The sequence below is a fragment of the Drancourtella sp. An57 genome (assembly GCF_002161525.1).
GTDB lineage: Bacteria > Bacillota > Clostridia > Lachnospirales > Lachnospiraceae > Sellimonas > Sellimonas catena.
The window spans coordinates 1-21,934 of sequence record NZ_NFHY01000019.1 but is presented as its reverse complement, the minus strand read 5'-3'; the positions used below and the strand labels follow the sequence as shown (position 1 = coordinate 21,934).

At 47.1% G+C, this 21,934-nt stretch carries 21 protein-coding genes; 5 read left to right on the top strand and 16 right to left on the bottom strand.

Going from position 1 to position 21,934, the window contains the following annotated elements; all coding sequences use genetic code 11:
* Positions 1-65 precede the first annotated feature (65 nt).
* The gene (locus tag B5G11_RS13770) at positions 66-2,192 is read right to left on the bottom strand and encodes a CocE/NonD family hydrolase (protein ID WP_087254790.1); all 2,127 of its coding nucleotides are present in this window, start codon (positions 2,190-2,192) and stop codon (positions 66-68) included.
* 263 nt (positions 2,193-2,455) lie between these two features.
* Here B5G11_RS13770 and B5G11_RS13765 point away from each other — a divergent pair, with 263 nt between their 5' ends.
* Positions 2,456-3,043, top strand: coding sequence for a VanZ family protein (locus B5G11_RS13765; protein ID WP_087254787.1), 588 nt, complete (start codon positions 2,456-2,458; stop codon positions 3,041-3,043).
* Positions 3,044-3,065: 22 nt separating this feature from the next.
* Here B5G11_RS13765 and B5G11_RS13760 read toward each other — a convergent pair whose 3' ends face one another.
* The 6 genes from B5G11_RS13760 to B5G11_RS13735 all read right to left on the bottom strand — a co-directional run bounded on the left by B5G11_RS13760 (position 3,066) and on the right by B5G11_RS13735 (position 8,605).
* Positions 3,066-3,557, bottom strand: coding sequence for a QueT transporter family protein (locus B5G11_RS13760; protein WP_087254784.1), 492 nt, complete (start codon positions 3,555-3,557; stop codon positions 3,066-3,068).
* 152 nt (positions 3,558-3,709) lie between these two features.
* The gene (rfbC, locus tag B5G11_RS13755) at positions 3,710-4,318 is read right to left on the bottom strand and encodes a dTDP-4-dehydrorhamnose 3,5-epimerase (protein ID WP_087169548.1); all 609 of its coding nucleotides are present in this window, start codon (positions 4,316-4,318) and stop codon (positions 3,710-3,712) included.
* Between the two features lie 33 nt (positions 4,319-4,351).
* A complete protein-coding gene (rfbD, locus tag B5G11_RS13750; RefSeq protein WP_087169547.1) occupies positions 4,352-5,323 on the bottom strand; it encodes a dTDP-4-dehydrorhamnose reductase in 972 nt (323 codons plus the stop codon).
* Positions 5,324-5,359: 36 nt separating this feature from the next.
* Positions 5,360-6,379 carry a dTDP-glucose 4,6-dehydratase gene (gene rfbB, locus B5G11_RS13745; RefSeq protein WP_087254781.1) on the bottom strand — a complete coding sequence of 340 codons (1,020 nt, stop codon included), beginning with the start codon at positions 6,377-6,379 and terminating at the stop codon, positions 5,360-5,362.
* 24 nt (positions 6,380-6,403) lie between these two features.
* Entirely contained in the window at positions 6,404-7,300 is an 897-nt protein-coding gene (gene rfbA / locus B5G11_RS13740) for a glucose-1-phosphate thymidylyltransferase RfbA (RefSeq protein ID WP_087254778.1), read from the bottom strand.
* A 120-nt stretch (positions 7,301-7,420) separates the two neighbouring features.
* Positions 7,421-8,605: a methyltransferase domain-containing protein gene (locus tag B5G11_RS13735; RefSeq protein ID WP_087254775.1), complete on the bottom strand. Its 1,185-nt coding sequence runs from the start codon at positions 8,603-8,605 to the stop codon at positions 7,421-7,423.
* Between the two features lie 164 nt (positions 8,606-8,769).
* Here B5G11_RS13735 and B5G11_RS13730 point away from each other — a divergent pair, with 164 nt between their 5' ends.
* From B5G11_RS13730 to B5G11_RS13720, 3 genes are read left to right on the top strand one after another with little or no spacing between them, the layout of a single operon-like run.
* Positions 8,770-9,120 carry an Hpt domain-containing protein gene (locus tag B5G11_RS13730; protein WP_158099293.1) on the top strand — a complete coding sequence of 117 codons (351 nt, stop codon included), beginning with the start codon at positions 8,770-8,772 and terminating at the stop codon, positions 9,118-9,120.
* Between the two features lie 35 nt (positions 9,121-9,155).
* Positions 9,156-10,259 (top strand): HD domain-containing phosphohydrolase, encoded by a 1,104-nt coding sequence (locus B5G11_RS13725; protein WP_087254769.1) that lies wholly within the window; start codon positions 9,156-9,158, stop codon positions 10,257-10,259.
* The gene (locus B5G11_RS13720) at positions 10,256-12,757 is read left to right on the top strand and encodes an ATP-binding protein (RefSeq protein WP_087254766.1); all 2,502 of its coding nucleotides are present in this window, start codon (positions 10,256-10,258) and stop codon (positions 12,755-12,757) included. Before B5G11_RS13725 ends, B5G11_RS13720 begins: the two co-directional genes overlap by 4 nt.
* 54 nt (positions 12,758-12,811) lie before the next feature.
* On the opposite strand, the gene B5G11_RS13715 is transcribed toward B5G11_RS13720, so the two are convergent.
* The 9 genes from B5G11_RS13715 to B5G11_RS13675 all read right to left on the bottom strand — a co-directional run bounded on the left by B5G11_RS13715 (position 12,812) and on the right by B5G11_RS13675 (position 19,215).
* Positions 12,812-13,867, bottom strand: coding sequence for a PilT/PilU family type 4a pilus ATPase (locus tag B5G11_RS13715; protein ID WP_087254763.1), 1,056 nt, complete (start codon positions 13,865-13,867; stop codon positions 12,812-12,814).
* 3 nt (positions 13,868-13,870) lie between these two features.
* The gene (locus tag B5G11_RS13710; RefSeq protein ID WP_087254760.1) at positions 13,871-14,368 is read right to left on the bottom strand and encodes a hypothetical protein; all 498 of its coding nucleotides are present in this window, start codon (positions 14,366-14,368) and stop codon (positions 13,871-13,873) included.
* Positions 14,358-14,813, bottom strand: coding sequence for a hypothetical protein (locus B5G11_RS13705; RefSeq protein ID WP_087254757.1), 456 nt, complete (start codon positions 14,811-14,813; stop codon positions 14,358-14,360). Before B5G11_RS13705 ends, B5G11_RS13710 begins: the two co-directional genes overlap by 11 nt.
* 18 nt (positions 14,814-14,831) lie before the next feature.
* Entirely contained in the window at positions 14,832-15,338 is a 507-nt protein-coding gene (locus tag B5G11_RS13700) for a DUF4860 domain-containing protein (RefSeq protein ID WP_158099292.1), read from the bottom strand.
* Positions 15,331-15,681: a hypothetical protein gene (locus B5G11_RS13695; RefSeq protein ID WP_087254751.1), complete on the bottom strand. Its 351-nt coding sequence runs from the start codon at positions 15,679-15,681 to the stop codon at positions 15,331-15,333. The genes B5G11_RS13700 and B5G11_RS13695 overlap by 8 nt, the downstream gene beginning before the upstream one ends.
* 19 nt (positions 15,682-15,700) lie before the next feature.
* Entirely contained in the window at positions 15,701-16,738 is a 1,038-nt protein-coding gene (locus B5G11_RS13690) for a type II secretion system F family protein (protein WP_087254748.1), read from the bottom strand.
* A 28-nt stretch (positions 16,739-16,766) separates the two neighbouring features.
* Positions 16,767-17,714, bottom strand: coding sequence for a transglutaminase-like domain-containing protein (locus B5G11_RS13685; RefSeq protein ID WP_087254745.1), 948 nt, complete (start codon positions 17,712-17,714; stop codon positions 16,767-16,769).
* A 15-nt stretch (positions 17,715-17,729) separates the two neighbouring features.
* The gene (locus tag B5G11_RS13680; protein WP_087254742.1) at positions 17,730-18,305 is read right to left on the bottom strand and encodes an RNA polymerase sigma factor; all 576 of its coding nucleotides are present in this window, start codon (positions 18,303-18,305) and stop codon (positions 17,730-17,732) included.
* 139 nt (positions 18,306-18,444) lie between these two features.
* Positions 18,445-19,215: a hypothetical protein gene (locus B5G11_RS13675; RefSeq protein WP_087254739.1), complete on the bottom strand. Its 771-nt coding sequence runs from the start codon at positions 19,213-19,215 to the stop codon at positions 18,445-18,447.
* A 582-nt stretch (positions 19,216-19,797) separates the two neighbouring features.
* Between B5G11_RS13675 and B5G11_RS13670 the strand changes: the two genes are divergently transcribed.
* Positions 19,798-21,837, top strand: coding sequence for an Ig-like domain-containing protein (locus tag B5G11_RS13670; protein WP_087254736.1), 2,040 nt, complete (start codon positions 19,798-19,800; stop codon positions 21,835-21,837).
* The last annotated feature ends 97 nt before the right edge of the window (positions 21,838-21,934 follow it).

Genomic DNA, 21,934 nt, shown 5'->3' with positions numbered 1-21,934 from the left:
CAGTGCTCTTTCCGACTATTGGAGGCTGTGCATTATCTCTTCATCTAATTTTTCCGTATGCTCAATTAGTTCAGAGTGACTGTGCGGTCTTTTGTTTCTGCTGTAACCGGAACTACTGCATTGACAGAAGTATTATCGATCTCAACTGAATATGTTTTGTGGATCATGCAGTTAATCGGATCTTCTGTAGCGATTACCAATGCAAGCTTGTGTCCAGGCTGTACGGTATATCTTGTTGCGAAGAGATATACATGGTAGTCGTGATATTCGCCTTTTTTCAGCTCAATGCTGTTGGCTGCGGTTTCCGGTTCATAACCTGCTTCCGGATTGCAAAGATCTGCGAAGGCACGTGTGATGACACGGTATTTCTTATGTACAGTCGAGAATTCGGCTTCGTTAAATGCCGGAAGATCGCCGCCGTTGATAATTCCGCCTTCTTTTACAGTTTCTACCGGGATAATGTTTCTTTCCGGATCTACAGTCTGAATACTGTCGAATTCTTCATCGCAGACATCACAGAGAAGAACGGCAATTTCCACGTCATCCATTCTGCCGGAAACTTTGGAAGAACCAAGTTTCATCGTAAGTGTATCGGCGTCGTTTGGATTTTCCGGATGGAAGTCTGCATCGGCGTCTCCGTCTTTTAAAGAAGCGCGCAGATTCAGGCGGACCGTGCCCTGGATCGTGACAGCCTCCTCGAACGGATCTGTCACATAGCGCTGACCCATATTGGTGGATTTTACTCCCATCACATCGTCGAAGTTTTCAGCGCTGATTCCTGCAGCTTTCCAGTCTGTATCGATGACAGATGTGCCGGTTCCGGCGCTTTCCAGTTTCATGCTGTAATCGGTATCCCAGGAATCGGATGTTTCCCATTTTTTCTGATCGTAGTTTGTCTGTACGAGAACTTCCGGCCTTGACTCGGCGCCGTTTTCCACGCCGTACAGATAATGGGAAATCCATTCATTTACAATGTCATCATAGAATTTTCCGTCAATCAGGATTCCGTAGTTTTTGTTCGGCATGGTAGGTGTGATGTGAGGACCCTGATGAAGGATTGTCTTAAAGGTCTGTCCGGATTTCTGGAAGGCTTTTACCATCATGTCAAACTGTTTGGTGGAGACGTTTTCATCGTTTAATCCCTGGACAATCAGTGCGCTGCACTTGATCCTGTCAGCATGCAGACGGTAGTTTCCGCTTCCCCAGAATTCCTCATCATAATCAAATCCGCACTTCAGCTGCTGCAGACTCAGCTCATGGTGGAATGCTGCAATGTCATCTTTTTGTTTTTCAGACAGTGTTTCATCATGATAACGGCTTGAGCAGTAGTAGGCAAGGAAGCTGTTTAACATCTCTTTTGGCCAGTAACGCTGTGCGCCCTGCATGTTCTGCTGGCTGTACCAGTCGGAAATTCCGGCAACAGGAACGATGGTTTTCAGTCCTTCTACGCCTGTTGTAGCCACTGCGAACGGCATGGTTCCGGCGTAGGATCTTCCTGTCATGGCAACGTTTCCGTTGGACCAGTCGGCTTTTGTAATGATAGTGCCGGTGCGGTCTGCGTAGGCAACACGGTCGCCGTGCAGCCATTCTACCACGGCTTTAAATGCGTCCCGTTCGTAATCAGATCCTACATAGTTAAATCCATCGGAGCCAAGCGCTCCGAGTCCCGCACTTGTGATCACCGCAAAGCCGCGGACAAGATAATAATTGAAGTTGTCAAGGTTTTCGTAAACCATACTGTCCGTGCTTCCCTTGTCCTTGTAATACCAGTCGGAGGGGTCTGATTTCAATGCAAGATCCATGGCGCTGATTTCACCTGTAGGAACACGCGGAGCAACTTCCTTTTTCAGATCGTTGAAATCGAATTTGCGGTATTCTTTTTCTGCAACCTTTTTCATATGATCGTAACCGTCTTCCTGAACACCGGCACAGTACGGGCGTGCCTCAAACAAAGAAGCGGCTTTGTAATTGCCTTCTACTGCGCTGCGCGGAACCTGCACAAGTGTTTTAATAAGATCCCGGTTTCCGTCTCCATCCATATCATAGTCGGATTCTACATAGACGCAGTATCTGACGATATCAGATGTTGCAGGATCATAATTTTCCCCGGTTTTTCCATCCGTAAACGGGAAAACAGGCTGTGCCAGTCCGTTTTCAAATACCGGCACTTTACTGTAAGAATTACTTTTCATGATTGTCCTCCTCTTTTGCAGCAACATACCAAACTATGTTGTTATTTTTTCTCTACTAAATAGTATAATTTTTCTGTGAAACTTAGTCAATATTATGTTATGTGATAAATGCGAAAGAAGGGGCAACATTTCCTTCACAAACATTTAAGGAAATCTTATTTCTTTTGTCCTTGATTCCTTCCGACGATCGGTATATCATTAGTAAATATCATATGGCGCTGATTTTATATTGAGAAGACAGTGCCGGGGAAGAGGGGATAAAAGTGTGGGAACTGTTTCAGAGTTTAGCTGAAAAAGCGGTATGGTTTTTAAAGCTGTACGTGATCGAGTACCGCTATCTGGTTGCATTTCTGGCATGCTTTGTATTTTTATATATTTTATTTATGCACTGGCTGAATATCCGGTTTTTCCGGATCCTGCGGGAGCCGGTAGCCATCATCTGTCTGGTGGTGGAGATCGTTGCGATTGCGTATTTTACGATTTTCTTCCGGGAACAGGGAGAGTCGCATACATATGAGCTGGAGCTGTTCTGGTCGTATAAGAAATGGATTCTCGAAGGAAGTGTGGCCTTCGGCCTGGAGATTTTAAATAATATCGTGCTGTTTTTCCCGTTTGGATTCATTTTGACGGATGCGCTGCGGAGATGTCCGTTCTGGGCGGTTCTGCTGTCCTCCCTGGCGGTGAGCGGCTGTATTGAGATGAGCCAGCTTGTTTTCAGGCTTGGACTCTTTGAGTTTGACGATATTTTCAACAACGTGCTGGGAGCCGTGGCAGGATGGTGTGTATTTCACATCCTGCGGAGCTTCAAGAGGAGAAGAAGGCCGGAAAGCTCTTCGGTTTACTCCGGATAACGACAGCTTTGCTGTCTGATGCCTAGTGATCCCAGCGGAATAGACTGTTCTGATAGCGGGAGAGTGCGCGGTAGAGGATCATGCCAAGGACGCCGCAGCTGACGATTTCTCCTGCCGCGATGGAGATCATTAAAACCGGGATCGGCAGATGGACGCCATATCCATAATATAGAATCAGCGGCACGATCACGGTATTGGACAGGACCGGCGCAATTGGAAGGAGCAGAGGATTACAGTTACGCATCCGGTAGACGAGGACTGCTCCGATCAGCGTGGCGAGGCTTCCGAAAATAATATCCGGCAGGATCGCGCCTGAGAGAATATTTCCGATCAGGCATCCGATAAAAAGGCCCGGCACCGCAGCCGGTGTGAAGGCCGGCAGGATAGTAAGTGCTTCCGAGATGCGGATCTGGACTTCGCCGAATCCGAAAGGGGCAAAGAGCCAGGTCAGTATGACATAAATCGCGGCGATCATGGCCGCGTGGGCAATCAGTCGTGTTTTCTTGTGCCTCATAAGATTCCTCCAGTATTGTGTTGCAGTATCAAATCTGTAGTATAGCATGACCGGTCTGAAAAGACAAGAAAAACCAGGTACACTATCGCAGGAGAGCAGTCCGCTCCCGGTCTGCGGCAGGTGCCTGGTTTTCTAAAAAGCTTCAAATGGATTTAGAACTGGAATGCGTCTTTGATGCCCGGCCAGTTCTGGTCTCTTTCATTAATATTCAGCGGTGTACCGTCGGAAAGAGTATATCCCGCGCAGGCTCCGCTTCCCGGATAAGTTCCGGTCACTTCCGGCCATTCAATGCCGATTTCCGGATCGTTCCATGCCAGTCCGCCGTCATCGCCCGGATGATAGAAGTCTGTGCATTTGTAGCAGAATTCGGCGCTGTCGGACAGGACGAGGTAGCCGTGTGCAAAGCCTTCCGGTACATAAAACTGTTTCTTGTTTTCTTCGGTCAGTTCGACTCCGTACCATTTTCCGTATGTTTGGGAGTCTTTTCTTAAATCCACAGCCACATCAAAGACGGAGCCTTTGATGACGCGGACAAGTTTTCCCTGAGGGAACTGTTTCTGGAAGTGCAGGCCGCGCAGAACGCCTTTTGTGGAGCTGGACTGGTTGTCCTGTACAAAATTCAGATGCAGGCCGGCTTCTTCCATATCATTCTGATTATAGGTTTCCATAAAATATCCGCGGTTATCGCCATGTACGGCCGGTGTGATGACACAGAGACCTTCGATTCCGCCGACATTTTTTTCTACTGTGATCTGTCCCATTTCAATCGATCTCCTTTCGCAACGTTTCTGTTATTAAAATTCCAGTTCGGTCAGATAGCGGTGAAGAGCATCTTTCCAGTCCGGCAGCGGTGTAAATCCGTTCTGAACCAGCTTGGATTTATCCAGGCGGCTGTTAAACGGTCTGCTTGCTTTGGATACGCCGTATTCCTCCGTGGTAACAGGAAGTACGGTGAGATGCTCTGCATCGTATTCCGGATGACCAAGTTCAGCTGCCTGGCGGAAGATTTCCACAGCAAAATCATACCAGCTGATATATCCGCCCTCGTTGGTTGCATGATAGTAGCCGTATTTGTCTGTTTCGATCATGTCTGCCAGAAGTTTCGCAAGATCGTAAGTGTAGGTCGGTGTTCCGATCTGATCGTTGACTACTGTAAGTTTGTCGTGTGTTTTGCCGACATTGAGCATGGTCTTGATAAAGTTCTTTCCGTTTTGTCCGAATACCCATGCAATGCGGACAATGAAATATTTTTCCAGCTGTCCGGATACTGCAAGTTCTCCTTCGAGCTTGGTCTTTCCGTAGATATTAAGCGGAGCATAATCTTTACAGTCCGCCTCCCACGGGGTTGTCCCCTGTCCGTCAAAGACATAGTCCGTGGACAGATAAACCATCTTACAGCCTTCCGGTCTGGAGGCATCGAGTTTCTTTACCGCTTTGACAATATTTTCCGTTCCGACGGTATTGACCTGACGCACTTTTTCTTCCATATCTTCCGCAAGGTCCACGGCAGTCCATGCCGCGCAGTGCACGACCACATCCGGAGATTCCTGAAGAAGGACGCGTTCTACCGCCGCTTCATCGGTGATATCCAAAGAGACATACGGTGCTTTTGTGACAGCGGTACCGTCCTGAGCTCCGCTGTACTCCGGGGCAAGGTCAGAACCGGTGCAGGTGTAATTTCCTGCCTGGTTACTGGTACGTTCTGTCAGTTCGTTGATGACATCATGGCCGAGCTGGCCGGCCACACCGGTTACAAATACTTTCATGATGACTGACTCCTTCCTGATGTTTCTGACGGCAGCCTAACGGTTTCCGTACATTTCCTCATAGTAGTTCTGGTATTCACCGGAAACAATCGTTTCCCACCAGTCCTGGTTGTCCAGATACCACTGGATTGTCTTCTGGATTCCATCCTCGAATTTTGTTTCCGGAAGCCATCCAAGTTCTTCGTGAATCTTTGTCGGATCGATCGCGTAGCGCATATCATGGCCCTTGCGGTCTGTCACATGTGTGATCAGGCTTTCTGGTTTGCCAAGTGCTTTACAGATGATTTTTACAATATCGATGTTTTTCATTTCATTGTGTCCGCCGACATTGTAAACTTCTCCGACACGTCCTTTGTGGATGATGAGATCAATGGCTTTGCAGTGATCCTCCACATAGAGCCAGTCGCGGACATTGATTCCTTCTCCGTAAACCGGAAGCGGCTTGTCATGCAGCGCGTTGATAATCATCAGCGGGATAAGCTTCTCCGGGAAATGGTACGGCCCGTAGTTGTTGGAGCAGCGGCTGATCGTCACCGGAAGTCCGTAAGTGCGGTAGTATGCAAGCACGAGAAGGTCGGCAGCTGCCTTGGAGGAGCTGTACGGGCTGCTTGTGTGAATCGGAGTTTCTTCCGTGAAGAACAGGTCCGGTCTGTCGAGCGGAAGGTCGCCGTAAACTTCGTCTGTGGATACCTGATGATATCTCTGGATACCGTATTTGCGGCAGGCGTCCATCAGGACGGAAGTACCGATGATATTTGTCTCAAGGAAAACCTGCGGATTTTCGATGGAACGGTCTACATGGCTTTCTGCAGCGAAGTTGACCACGATATCCGGATGCTCTTCCTCAAAGAGACGGTATACTGCTTCACGGTCTGTGATGCTTTCCTTCACAAAACGGAAATTTGGATTGTCCATGACCGGGGCAAGAGTGGAAAGATTACCCGCATAGGTCAGGCAGTCCAGACAGATGATCCGGTAGTCCGGGTATTTGTTTAACATGTGAAAAATAAAGTTGGAACCGATGAAACCGGCTCCTCCGGTTACGATAATATTCATTTTCTTTTCCTCCTGAAATCCATTCTAACGCAGTGCGTCAAGATATTTTCCATCCAGTACGTCTTTTAAATACTGGCCGTACTGATTTTTCTTTAATACTTCGTAGACTTTCAGCACATCCTCTTTGGAAATCCAGTTGTTCAGATATGCAATCTCCTCGAGGCAGGCAATTTTACGGTGCTGGTGTGTTTCCATGGTTTTCACAAAGTTGGTAGCATCTACGAGACTTTCGTGGGTTCCGGTATCCAGCCAGGTGAATCCCTGTCCCAGAAGCTCTACATTCAGAGCACCTTTTTCCAGATAGATACGGTTCAGATCTGTGATTTCCAGCTCTCCTCTGGCACTCGGCTTTAAGTTCTTCGCGTATTCGACAACATGATTGTCGTAGAAGTAAAGTCCTGTCACGCAGTAGTTGCTCTTCGGATGTTCCGGCTTTTCTTCAATAGAAACAGCCTTGCCCTCGGAGTCGAATTCAACGATACCGAAGCGCTCCGGATCATCTACATAGTAACCGAAAACAGTAGCGCCGTTTCCGGATTCTGCATTTTCTACGGCAGCTTTCAGACGTTTCTTCAGTCCGTGTCCTGCGAAAATATTGTCTCCGAGCACCATGGCAACGGAATCGTCACCGATGAAATCCGCTCCGATGATAAATGCCTGGGCAAGTCCGTCCGGGCTTGGCTGTACTGCGTAGGACAGCTGGATTCCGAACTGGCTTCCGTCCTTTAAAAGCTCCTCAAACCGCGGTGTGTCCTGCGGTGTGGAGATGATCAGGATATCCCGGATTCCTGCATTCATCAGAACAGACAACGGATAGTAGATCATCGGCTTGTCGTAAATCGGAAGCAGCTGTTTGGATGTGACCATGGTCAGTGGGTAGAGGCGGGTTCCGGAGCCGCCTGCAAGAATGATTCCTTTCATATGAACCTCCTTTGATCGTTACATGATTTTATCTTTTTTCAGTCTTATTCTTTCCTGTTGTTCCTATCATAACAGGTGCCCCTGGGGCACCTGCAAGCCTTTTTTGAAAAAAACTGAAATTTATTTGACACACAGGAAACAGCCGGCATCTTTCGTGACATGAAAAGAAGGGTCTGTCTGCTTTTTGACAAAGGCTGAAAATTCCTTATAACGTTCCAGAATGTACTGGTTCTGGTTGCCGTGGCAGGACAGAATATAGGAGATCAAAGGCTCCGGGTCCGGCACGGTCAGAAAGTCCTCGTATTGTTTCCAGGTGATCCGGGAAAAATAAGGGGAAAGAATGTCTCTTCCATTTTCTTTTCCGAACCGGTCGTACAGTTTGGTGGAAGAAAGGACGATCCGGTCGTCAAAGGAGGAAACAAGCTGAGAGATTTCCTTCATATGTTCCTGACCATAGGTACTGCACAAAAAGGTGCCGCCGGGTTTCAGCACCCTTGCGATTTCCGCGCATGCGGCGGAGATGTCATCGCAGTAAAAAAGAACATGGTTTGCGATGACCAGATCAAAACTTTCGTCCCCATAGGGAATTGTCTCACAGTCAAAGGTCCGGAAAGAAAAGCGGGAGGAGTCAGCTCCCAGTGTACGCCTTGCGTCACGAAGCATCCCGTTTGAGATATCGGATAAGACGACAACCAGATTATCCGGAAGGGTGTCCAGATTTTCTTTCCAGAATGTGCCGTCCCCGCATCCGACTTCCAGTACCCGGATACCGGCAGAAAACGGTGCCGTCTCACGGATCCAGGAGAACCAGCTCTGTCGGTTGTGCGCGTAACGTGTATGGAGGTGAATCCGGGCGGAAATATTGGAGGCATTCTGGTACTGATTTTTCATGCTGGTTTCCATACCGAGATCATGGATCAGACTCAGCATGTTGCTCCAGTTGACCGTTTTATGGTCTGAGATCAGCTGGGTTGTTTCCTGAATGGTGCGTGCTACGATCTGCAGCTGTTCGATGCGGTCCTCCACAAGCTTTTTCTGCAGATTCAAAGAATCCATCATAAAGTGTGTATCGGAAGCGTTGATCGTCATTTCCATAATATCAGACAGAGAAAATCCCAGAGCCTTTAAAAGCAGAATCTGCTGCAGGCGTGCCAGATCGTCGTCCGTATAGAATCTGGTTCTGGTAGCAGGATCGACATAGGATGGTTTCAATATATTATGTTCATCGTAATACCGGATGGTTTTTTTCGTAATGTGTGCAAGCTTCATCAGCTCACCGGTCGAGTAATAACCTTCTTTTTTCATGAGACGGGCTCCTTTCGTACCTTCATTATAAGGAAAAATGCAGGGCAGAGCAATCGTGAATTTCCAGAACGTCACTGCGGCAGAAAGAAGGAGGAAGAAGGCTTTCTTCCGGAGGAAAGATGTGTTACACTATAAAAGACTAAATGGAAAAGGACGAAAAAAAGATGGATATTCAAAAACTTTCAGAAGAGACAGGATGTAATTTACAGGCGGCGCTTGGCCGGCTGAATGGAATGGAGGCACTGTACGGGCGGCTCCTGAAAAAATTCATAGATGATTCTACTTTTCAGGAACTCAAAGAGGCGGTAAAGGCAGAGGATCTGAAAGCAATCGAGACAAAAGCGCACACACTCAAAGGAACCGCGGCCAATCTGGGACTGGATATTTTAAGTGAAAAGAGCCATGAGATAGTCTGTGCCGTGCGGGAAGGCCGGCCGGAAGAAACCAAAGCACTGTTTGCAGAGTGCGAAGCCAGATATGAGCGGATACTTGCGGCATTGCGCAGAATGGAATAGCGGATCAGAAATGAGAAGAGAGGACTGGTGAGGATATGAACATGCGGGAAGACGGGTTTGACGAGGAAAAGTCAGCGGTGCTCATTGTAGATGATAATGAGATCAACCGCATGATTTTGTGTGAGACATTCAAAGGACGGGATGAAATACTGGAGGCAGAAAACGGAGAAGAAGCGCTTGCGCTGATCCGACGGAATCCCGGAAGTATCTCGGCGGTTCTTCTGGATATTGTCATGCCGAAGATGGATGGACTGGCCCTGCTTGAAATTCTGAACCGCGAAGGACTGACGGAGACGATTCCGGTTTTTCTGATTACAGCGGACTCTTCGGAGCAGAACATGCAGCGGGGATATCAGCTGGGAGCGATGGACATTATTGAAAAGCCGATTGTTCCGTACTTTGTAAAAAAGCGCGTGGAAAGTGTTGTGGAACTGTTTCGCGCAAGAAAGCGGCTGAGCAATACGGTAGATCTCCAGCATCAGCAGCTTCTCGCTCAGGAGCTTGAGATTTACGAACTGAATAACGCGATCATCGAGACCCTTTCTACGGCTATCGAGTTCAGAAGCGGTGAATCCGGCGCCCACGTAAAGCGGATCAAGGAACTGACGGGTCTCTTTTTACGGGAGTTGTGCCGGATGAATCCGGAAAAATATCAGTTTGAAGAAGAAGAGATTGAAATGATTTCCGCTGCAGCGATCATGCATGATGTCGGGAAGATCGCGATCCCGGATCAGATTTTGAACAAACCGGGAAAACTGACAAAAGAAGAGTTTGAGGTAATGAAACAGCATACACTCAAAGGCTGTGAAATCTTACAGCAGATTCCAAAATATCATGCGAATCCGCTTTACCGGTACGCTTATGACATCTGCCGGCATCATCATGAGAGATGGGACGGCAGGGGATACCCGGATGGACTGAAAGGAGAAGAGACAGCTGTCTGGTCTCAGGTAGTGGCGATTGCGGATGTCTTTGACGCTTTAACCAACAAACGGGTATACAAGCCGGCATTCTCAGTGGAAAAGGCGGTTTCCATGATAGAAAACGGCGAGTGTGGAGCGTTTAATCCGGATCTGACAGCGTGCCTGAAAGAGATCGTCCGGGATATGGGAGAACTCCCTTCAGGAGGAACGTCATGAAAAAGAAAAAGAAAATATACTGGTCGCTGATTTTATGTATTATCATAGCGGCTGTGGTGTTTCCGTTCAGTGTTACGCAGATGAGGGATACGCTTTTGAAGAGTGGACAGTCGATGGGGGCAGAGGTCGCGTCCAAATACGGGGCGAGAGAGGAAATGTATACAGAGCAGTATGAATATCTGCTGAATCTGCTGGAGTACCAGCTAAGGCCCGGCAATACCATTGTGGATACAGAACAGTTTATGAAAAACTTCCTTAATATGGCAGATGAGACCATGAATCTGACAGGACTTGAAATCTACAGTTACATTGACGGAGAGATTGCAGCGGCAACACCATGGGAAGACGACGTATCCTACCATGTGGAAGAGACGGACTGGTATCAGGGAGCGCTCCGGACAGACGGGATTTATTATACCGATGTGTACGAGGATGTCAGACTCAAGACAGAGGTTGTGACACTTGCAAAACGGATTGAAGGAACAGAAAATGTTGTAGCGGCGGACTTGTATCCGGAGAACATGGCCGACAGTATTCTGGAAGATCTTCCGGATCAGAGCCATTATTTTCTTTCAGACGGGGAAGGAACACTGCTGAACTGGCATGTAACGAGAAAAGATCTTTCTAAGGAAGAAATTCAGAATCGATATCTTGGATTTTTCCATGATATTAAGGCCGGCAAGCATGCCTCCTATGATTCTTCGATTGAAGGGATGGATGGAAAGCAGCGGGGAGTTTACTATTTTGAGCTGGACAATGGCTGGTATTCCGTCATTACCATCCCCTTTAATCAGCTCCTGGAGCCGCTGAAGGAATCCTGGGGAATGTTTCTTCTTGTAATGATGTTTTTTATCATTCTTCTCATTGCGTTCCTTCTGCTGGAATACCGGGCGAATAAAAAAGCCAGACTTTACAATGATATTGTACGGGTGCTGGGGAATTCCTATTATGCGCTTTACATGATTGATCTGAACCAAAACCAGTACTTTATGTTGAAAGGGTCGGATTATGTCAGAGAGCGTCTGCCCCAGAAGGGCAGCTATGATGCGCTGCTGGATATTCTCAAAGAGATTGTGGAAGATGATACGTACCAGCAGTTCAGGGAGGCGTTTGCACGGGACAATATGTTTGAGCTCACCCGGCAAAGAGTCAGGGATTTCGGCGGAGACTTTAAAAGAATGTTCAATCAGGAGTACCGCTGGGTTCATGTGCAGATGCTGTATGATGAATCGCTGCAGCAGGATTCGGTTGTACTTTGCTTTAAGGATATCGATAATACGAAGAAGCAGGAGCTTTCCCGCATGGAATTCATGCAGGAATCTCTGAATTCCGTGGATCAGATGGCGAAGTCCAAAAATATCTTTTTCTCCAATATGTCTCATGACATGAGGACGCCGCTGAATGGTATTATCGGTCTGACCAATCTGGCTATGGAAAATCTGGAGGATCCAAAGCGTATAAAAGATGCGTTCCGTAAAATCCAAAGTCTCAGTAATCAACTGCTGACATTGATAAATGACATCCTGGAACTGTCCAAGATGGAGCAGGGGAAACTGGAAATCCGGAATCAGGACTTTAATATCAGGGAAAATATGGAAGAGCTGGTTTTTGTCTATCAGACACAGATTACGGACAAACAGAAGCAGTTCGATGTTCTGATTCATGTGGATGACGAATGGGTCAACAGTGACTGGAGCAGGATTCAGCAGATTCTGGACAATCTGCTTTCCAATGCGTTCAAGTTTACGGAGGAAAATGGAAAGATCCGGCTTCAGGTGACAGAGCAGAAAGACTACAACAGTAAATTTGGAAAATATCAGATTATTGTGGAGGATGACGGTGCAGGCATGAGCCGGGATTTCCTGAAAAAGATTTTCATCCCTTTTGAGCGGGAAACCAAATTCGGGGCAGCAAAGGTTGCGGGAACCGGCCTTGGCATGCCGATCGTGCATGACCTGGTCATCAAAATGCAGGGAACGATTGAGGTGACGAGCAGTCTGGGAAACGGAACGACATTTACAGTGATGCTCCCGCTGGAAATCTGTAACACAGATGTATCCGGCAACACGGAACAAAGCGGGGAGGACACACCAGACAGCGTGGAGGAACTGGACGGAAACGGTAGGAAGGTGCTGATTGCCGAGGACAATGAGATCAATATGGAAATCGGTGTTGAGATTCTCCGGATGTTCGGCTTCGAAGTGGAGCAGGCATGGAACGGAAAGGAAGCACTGGATCTGTTCCGGGAGAGCGAAGAAAACGAGTATGCTCTGATCGTTATGGATATGAAGATGCCTGTGATGGACGGATGTGAGGCTGCCAGACAGATCCGGCATCTGAATCGTCCGGACGCAAAGACGATCCCGATCATCGCCGCGACAGCCAACGCTTTTACGGAAGATATTGCACTGACGCAGAAAGCGGGCATGAACGCGCACATTTCCAAGCCGATCGACTTTGATGTGCTGAAAAAGACCATTGCAAAATTACTGAAATAAGGCAAAAATATAGGGGCGGAAGAGATGATCTTCCGTCCCTTTTTTTGAACAGGCTTACAGTTTACGTTTTAACATTTCCGGATTGGATGCGTGGGAAAGTGCTTCGGTCTCCGATATCTTCCCGGATTTGTAAAGTGCCAGAATGCTGTTATCCATGGAAAGCATATCTTTTCCGGCGGAAGAGTAGATCAGACCGTCAATCTGATGGATCTTGTTCTCCCGGATCATATTACGGATGGCAGGAGTGGTAGTCATCAGCTCAAAAGCAGGAACCAGTGTCTCGTCCTTTGCCGGAATGAGCTGCTGCGATACAACTGCCTGAAGCACCGAGGAAAGCTGCACCGAGATCTGACGCTGCTGGTTTGGCGGGAAGACATCGATGATCCGGTAGATGGTGTTGGCCGCACCCAGAGTATGCAGGGTGGAAAGGACAAGATGTCCGGTTTCGGCTGCTGTCATGGCAACGGAAATCGTCTCAAAGTCCCGCATTTCTCCAAGCAGGATGACGTCCGGGCTCTGCCGCAGGGAGGCCCGAAGAGCGGTAAGATAGCTTTCCGTATCGGAGCTGATCTCACGCTGACTTACGATGCTTTTCTTATGCCGGTGGAGAAATTCCAGCGGATCCTCCAGAGTGATGATATGCTTTTCCTGTGTCCGGTTGATTTCATCGATGATACAGGCAAGAGTGGTGGATTTTCCGCTTCCTGCCGGTCCGGTCACAAGTACCAGTCCTTTTTTCATATCGGACAGGCGGATGATGGACTCCGGAATTCCGAGAGCATCCGGGTTCGGAAGTTCAAAAGTGATGACCCGGATTACAGCGGACAGAGAACCACGCTGACGGTATGTACTGACACGATACCGGGACAGGCCCTGCACTGCAAAGGAAAAATCATCATCCCCGCAGGCGAGAAAACGGGAAATATCCCTGTGTCCGGCGAGATCATAAATTTCCCTCACAAAGGCTTCGCACTGATCAGGCATCATCCGTTCTTCATCCGCCTGAATCAGCTTGCCGTTCTTTTTATAGGAAAGCGGGCGCCCGGCCACGATAAAGAGGTCGGATGCTCCTTCCTGTGTCGTTTTTGTTAAAAATTCAAGTGCATTCATACGCTATTCCTCCGAAAACAACTCATCCATTGTATCACTGTTCAGAACCGGTACTGACGTATCGTTGTTCCATTCGTGTGTATTTTCCACTTTCCATGCTTCAATCTGGTAATAGTCCCCGTTTTCCTGCGGCTCGGCAGACAGTGTCAAAGAGACGAAAAGCTGCTGGTTTTCATTGATGGGAACATGATAGGAGAGGGCATTCTCCTCAGAAAATGTGATCCCGCTATTCCCCTCCAGATCGGACCGGACTTCGGAAAGAAAATCCGGGGAGCCTGCGTGGGAAGCAAGCGAATTTCTGACTGTAAGCAGAATATCATTAGCCTCATTTTCCGCCTCATAGTATTCGGTTGTCCTGTCCGCGCTTTTGGTGCTGAGATTCAGATCCGCCCTGGCGCTGACAACAGAAAGTACCGAAAAGGTCAAAAGACACAAAAGAACGAAGATCAGCACAATCGAGGTCGTCCCTGTACTCAAAAAATTCTTTCTTCTAGGATTCATCTTCCGGTGCCTCCTTTCCGTCCGACTGTGGAACGAAGCGGAGCTCCAGTTCGTAGAGCGGATCCGCTCCTGCGCGCTCCATGTAGATATGCGCATGAATCATGCCGGATTCTTCGGACGTTTCTGCATGCAGCGTAAAGACCGCATCCTTCTCCGGGCAGGAAGTTCCCTCTTCATCGTAGAAGACAAGGAAATCATCGCCGCTTTTTGCTGCGTCAGGGAAGTGTTCGCGGATCGAAGCATAAGATCTGTCAGTATATTTCAGTACAGAAGCCATGCTGGAAACCTGGGCAGACGCAAAGCTCAAGTCCTTTGCTTCCGTGCTGAGGGAATGGGCTTTCACAAACGCCCGCACACAGACGGCGCTTCCGATTGAAAAAAACAAGATCGCGATAATCAGCTCGATCAAAAACAGGCTGGATTTGCTGCTGTTTCGTGTACTCATGGAACTCTCCCTTCTTTATTATGATTCGATGCTGGAAGCGGAGCCGCTTCTCAGATGCAAAAGGCAGGACACCGGTGCAGAGCCGGAATCCGCTGCGTTCACCCGGATAAATCCGTCTTCTTCCTCCACGGAGAACGTATCCACTTCCAGAATCTGTTCTCCCTGCTCTTTGGAAAATCCGGTTCCTTCTTTCACGACCAGCTCGCAAAGCCAGCCGTCATAGGGGTAAATATAGGTCAGATAAGTTTCCCCTCCTGCATTGTCGCTTAGAACGAGGATGGTATTTCCGTCGTCATCATCTGTCAGATAGACGCCTCCGGTCGAATCATGCTGGCGGATTTTCTCGGCGGTGTAGGAAAGCGCGGTCTGCGTTGCATAATTTTCCTCCATATTTGCTGTGGTTTTGCGATAAACGTCAGAGCCGATGATCACTACAATCAGGGCCGAGGCGGCAAACAGACAGAATAAAGACAGCGTAAAAAACAGATCGACAATGTGGCCCTGGTTTTTTCGCTTATTACTCATTGAAATCCACCTCCGTTTCATTCAGCGCAAAGACATCGATGGACGGCATCAGGTTGGAGGCGGTCACCTCATAGGAAACCACATATTTATCATCGTCATAAGTAAGTCCATAGTGATCTTCCAGATATTCCAGACTTTCCGGATAAAATCCCTCCAGCGCATAACACTGGACAGAACTTCGGATGACAGCCTGCTTCAGACTCTCCAGCTCCTGTTCGGACGTTGTCTTTGAAATGGAAGAAAGTCCTCCAAGAAACCAGAAGAGAATCACGCAGAAGATCCCGATGGAAATGAGATATTTGACCCCCGTCATGCGCCGGGGCTGTTTCGTGAATCGATTCATAAATTCCTCCCAAGAACGATTAGCCGATATTGGACATGATTCCCATCAGAGGGAGCATGACCGACAACAGAATCAGACCGACAATAATGGAAAGAATGGCTACCAGAGTCGGCTCCAGCTTTGCCACCAGATCACTCATCCGGGAGTCAATTTCTTCGTCATACTGTACGGAAATCTGTTTCATTACATCATCCATGGCGCCGGTCTTGTATCCGATGGAAACCATGCGCGCATAGATGCCGGAAAACATATTGGTCTGTGACACTGCATCCGCAAAGGAAGTTCCCTCCAGAATCAGTGCCTGGATATTCCGGATCTTTTCCTGAATCACAGGGTGGTCCACAAGCCGGGAAACCATTTCCAGACTCTGATCCGTATCAAGCCCGCTTGAAAGGGAAAGATACATGCCGCTTGCAAAGCGGGAGCATGCGATCTTTTCCATCAGTTTCCGGGTCGGAAGAAAGGATCTTGCAAAGACACGGATCTGACGGCGGCCCTTTATGGTAAAGGCAAAATAGAGAAAGAGCCCGGCGATCACTGCCGCAACAAGGACAAATACGAGCGCATAACGGCTGACTGTTTTTCCAAGAGAAAGAATTGTACCGGAAATACCGCCAAGGCCGGTACCTAGCTGCTGGAATACTTCATTAAATACAGGCAGTACCTTTACAATCAGGACAAAGATGACAACAATCATCATACCCAGCATGACAAGAGGATAGGAGACCGCGCTTTTGATGTTTTTGGCCATCTCGTCCTCCCTGCGGTAATGCTCCGAAAGAGAAGCCATGACGTCATCGAGACGTCCGGACTGTTCCCCGATCTCCACCATGCTGCAAAGATACGGCGGAAACACTTCCGATGCGGTGAGGGCTTCGTAAAGGCTTCCGGTTTCTTCCATTGTCCGGATCATCCCGGAAAGAAGCTCCTGTCCTTCCCCTTTCGGGGTATCTTCCTGCATGATCGAAAGCCCTTCAAGCGATGAGATCCCGGAACGCAGGATCAGGGCAAACTGACTGCAGAACGTTGTTAATTCGGTATTGGATAAAGTTTTCATAATACTCCTTTCTGAACTGCGGCTGCAACTAATGCAGGTACTGAAGGTTATAATTGGAACCATCGCCGATATATTTCAGAATCTTTTCATTATTTTCATTGCTGGAGGCGAAGGTCGGATCCATCCTCGTCCACGCATCCCCAGTAAATTCAATTAGTTTATCGATCCACCCGATGTCTTCGATGTAGACGCTGATCCATGCATGATAGATTTTTCCGGAATATCCGATCTCAAGACGGGTCGGGATATTCTGGGAACGGAGCATGGCCGTGGTCAGCGCGGCATAGTCAAAACAGATCCCCTTTCCGGTGGAAAGCGTCTCGTCCACATCCGGCAGATAACCGGCAGGAACTGTCTCGGCCTTTTCCGTGTCGTAAGACACATGCTCGATGACGAAATGGTACACATCCGCCACGGCGTCCAGATCGGAGGAAGCGCTCTTTACCACTTCGGAGGCCTTCTGAACCGCCCGGGACTCCGAAGAGAAATTCACATACTGGTTCGGGTACAGATACGGCAGTAGCTCGTCCGCCAGTGTGACCTCAATCGTTTCCTTATATAAAGATGCATATTGATTGTCTACGATATTCTCATATCCGGCAATCGTATAAGTACCGCTCCCGGATGTGAGCGGCAACGTCACATACTGTCCGGGAGTTGTGATGAAATATTTATATGTGATTCCGTCCGGACCGGTGATCTGAATGTTTGCCTTCGATGCGGAACCGTCATAAAGAGCCATCAGATAGCCCTGGTCCGTGTGAGAGATATCCAGAGTCAGAGGCGGTCCGCCAAGAAGACCCGTCCCGGATGCTTCCGGTACATAAACGTGCGGCGTCGAGTCACGTGTCCCGGCCTTGCCATCCCCGGATCCACCGCCGGAAGAAGATTTCCCCCCGGAAGAGCATCCGGAAACAAGAAGGACGAGACAGAAAAGAAGCCCGCACAGAATCACAAGTCTGCGTTTCAGATTCATCAAAAAACTCCTATCTTAGTTTTGAAATGATTTCAGCCTTTCGGCCAGATGCCGTTTGGAAGCGCGCAGGTGCCGCTTGGCAGTACTGAGAGAACAGTCAAGAAACACGGCAATCTCTTCCAGCTTCAGGTCATGCTCGTACCGCAGGAGAAATGCCTGACGCTCTGCAAAAGGGAGCTCATCCAGAGCTTCCCGGTAATGAGCTAAAAACTCCCGGTCAGAGATGTCACGGAAGCAGTCCTCCTCAGAGGCGATACTAAGCACCCTCGGATCACTGGTAAAATCAGTCTGCTCGTTCTGACTGCTGCCTGCTTTCCGGGAAAAATCACAGCAGATATGATAGATAATCTGATTCATCCAGGAGTGGAACAGAGAATCCTCTTTCAAGGCATCTATATTTTTGTAAATGGAAGTGTAGATTTCCTGCACTGCATCCTGAGCCAGATAAGGGTCTTTCAGAAATGCGAAAGCATATTTGTAAACCCTCTGGTATGTATAGTTGTATAATTCTGCGAAAGCCTTCCCATCATGTTTCCGGATAAAACCGGAAAGATAAGAAAGATATTTCGTGTCAAATGATTCATGTGACATCGTTAAACCTCTTGTCGTTTATAAATTAAACCGGACTGTTTTTCTGTTATGTCTTTTAAGTATACCATTTGCGAAACAGGAAAACAAGGCAGGAGAAAGGAATCAATCCTTTTCCTGGCCTTGTTCTGAAAATAGAAATTTATCGACTTTCTTCAGTGCCGGATTCATCAGCCGGCTGCAGGAGGGAAACAAGACGGTTTCCGTTTTTGTCTGGTATCGTGATATACATATCCTCGGACGGATACGGAAAAACGACCAACCCGTCTGCAGCGTCAAAGGATTCCGGCTTTATCATGCCGGAAGAAGTCGTGGCATAGATACCGTCATAGTCAACGCCGGAATCACCAATATCTCGGACATGAATTTCAATAAGGCTGCCCGTGTGCATATGTGACACGATGACAGGCGCCTGATCGTCAATCGAATCAATTGACAGGCCCTGCTCTGACCGGATACCGGAAATGGAAACCACTTCCAGAAGAAGGTATCCGTTTTCACTGACCTCAATGGAATAGCCGTTGTTTCCAAGAGTGTCTACACTGATCGTTTTCTCGTTCAAAGAAGCGCTGACATCACGGACTGGAAAAAGTGCATCTACCTGAAATGTTACAGTAGCACTTGCCGCATTGGAAGACGGGGCTGCCTTCACACGGGAAATCGCAGGTTTCTGAAGAAACCCGGTTCCGCAAAAAGCAAACAGGCAGGCCGCCGCCAGTACGCAGGTGCCCCGCAAAACATAACGGCCGATAAAACGACGGTGATATGCACAGCCTGAATGACGGGTTAAAGATGGGTTTAATTCAAGCTCTGAAACGATATTCTGAAAAAGCTGGTCTGCGGCTTTTTTGTCGTGAAGAAAATCAGATGTTTCAGAATGCCTGTTAGTACGGTTGTTCTCTTCATGTTTCATGATTCCACAAGTCCTTTCTGCAATAAATGTTAGTAACCGGTTTGTGACAATATAAATGTGAATCTAATTATCTATGGCGAAAACAGAGCCGGTTTCGCCTACAACGGAAGTTTAATGATAAACTGACGTGATTTGCCAGGTCCTTTGACCAGAACAAAAAGAAGATCGTCCGGATAACTTCCGCAATTAACCTTTCTATATATTTTAGACGGTGAAAAAGTGCAAAACGGTTCACAAAATCGAAAAAAAACTTGAAAAAATTAAAAAAAGCAGCGGAAAAATAAAAAAAAAGGAAATGTTTTCCATTTTTTTTAGACCGTAGTACGAAAAACACCGTCAGTACCTGAGAAAAATGAAACGCAAAAATGGCGGAAAAACAGGCTGTTTTCCATATGCCGTCCATTCAGAAGAAAAAATTTGAAAAATATGAAAAAAAAATGAAGAAAATGTGACCCTTTTTTGAAGTTTGTTCCGTCTTTATATAGTGTAGGGGTAAATTTTTTCCCCTATATGTATGAACCATGATGCCGTGAGGCATGGAGGGAATACAAAAAAATTTAAAAGGAAAGGAGGGGAAAAGAGATGAGACGAGCAAAAAGGATTACAGCATTGGCAGTAGCGGCTGCAATGGTGTTTTCTAATGTCGCATATGCGGCACCGGGAACAGACACAACTACTACACAGGCAGGTGCCGAAAGTGCCGAATCTCTTAATTCCCAAAGCGATGCATCGGGAGGCATAGAGGGGCAGGCATCTGATCAGACGGGAAATGGCACAGATTCTTCAGCGCAGGCTGAACAGCAGACTGAAACGAAGAAAACTGACACGCAGAATACCACGACAGATGCAGGCAGTCAGACTGAGGCTCAGACGACACAGGAGGAGGCAGCAAAAGAAGAAACGACAAAAGACGAAACTTCTTCCCAAACTCCGAGCACGGATACACAGACCCAGGAGACTCCATCTACGGAGGCGGAAGCTCAGAAAGCTGAAGAAAAGCAGGAAGCTTCCCAGACCGAAGAAGAGAAGGTCCTCTACGATATCACCTTCGAGACGCCGGAAAAACACGGTAAGGTTACCGATATGGACGGCAACGAAGTGGCTGACGGCAAAACTTTAAAGACGGACGAAAATGGAAAAGTCCAGTTTAAGGTAAAAGCCGACGACGGATATCAGGTATCCGCAGTGTACCAGATGCCTGACGAGAAGACACCGCTCAGGCTGGTGAAAGACAGCTACTACGAACTTCAGGTAGATGAGAATACTACTGTCAAAGTCGTATATCAGAAGATAACGGAGAAAGAAGATGATAGCGAGGATGCCGAACAGGTAGAGCAGAAAGATGAAGCCGGTGATCAGACTGACAAGTCAGATCAGCAGACAACAGAAGAACAGCAAACCGATTCAATAGAAGGTGAATCGAATTTTGCAGAAATTGCTCCATTCAGCACAGATTACGTTAATGGTACCTATGTATGCTATGTAGGTGATCATGGTGGTGAAATAATTTTAAATGTTCAGTGTGAAGGTGGGTTTCATCACTGGCATGACTGGTCAAGTACCAATAAAGATACAGCAGATGTAAGTAATGGCAAAAACACAGCGATCGTAACTATCAATACAAAGAAAGCAGGAAATGCTACAATAAAATGTAGTCATAAAACTATCCTTACTATAGAGGTAAAAGAAAAGCCGATAGATGCCACTTCCCTTGAACTAAGTAAAAGTAGTCTGTCTCTTATGGTTGGAAAATCAGAGACAATAATAGCAACAACTACACCAGAGAACGCAACAGTGACGTGGACTTCAAATAATACTAATGTGGCCACAGTTGATAGTAGTGGAAAAGTTACTGGAAAAGGGATAGGGACTGCTACAGTTTATGCTAAATCAGGAACTATTTCAAAAAATGTAGAAGTTATTGTTACAAGAAATACATCAGGCGATACAGAACAAACAGGATATTTCTATATATGGAAACCTGGAACAGCAGAAGGTACCGATTATAGAGAGGCATGGTATTATGCTGGAACAGGAAAAGTAGAAGCTCCTCGAGCATCTGCAAGCGAAGTAAAATATTATGATGTTGATAATATGATTAAAACTTATCCAACATCTTATCCGGATATTACTTATAATGGGCATACTTACAGATATAGTACGAATGGAGAAGATTACACATATTCTATTCAATGGGCATATTTAGTAGATTCTGCTGGTGCAAATAATGGAGATCAGGAAATTACTAAGGATCCTTCGTGGCATGTTGATGGATATGCTTCATTGGTTACTCCAAACGAGATAACGGTTGATTATCAAGTGTGGAATCCGGGAGCTGATGGATATACAAGCTTTAGTGAAGAGTGGCCAAAAGTATATACTACAACACAAACATACAAATCGTTAGGTGAAAGCAAGCCAACCCCAGATGCAACAAAAAATGTAAATGGTGTTAATTATGTGTTCGATGGATGGTATACAGATAAAGGATGTACACAAAAGGCAGATTTTACCAGCAATGAGAAAGTTACTAAAAACATAACTTTTTATGGAAAATATGTTTTTGAAGGAGATTTCTCCGTTAACACTATAAATAAGACCTCAAACTTCGCACTTGAATAAGTGCCTATGCACCTTGAAAATTCAATAAGTTCTGGCAATAAAATAGCATGAAACCATCTGGTTTGATATAATTGAATTGACCAAAAAACAATTAAAA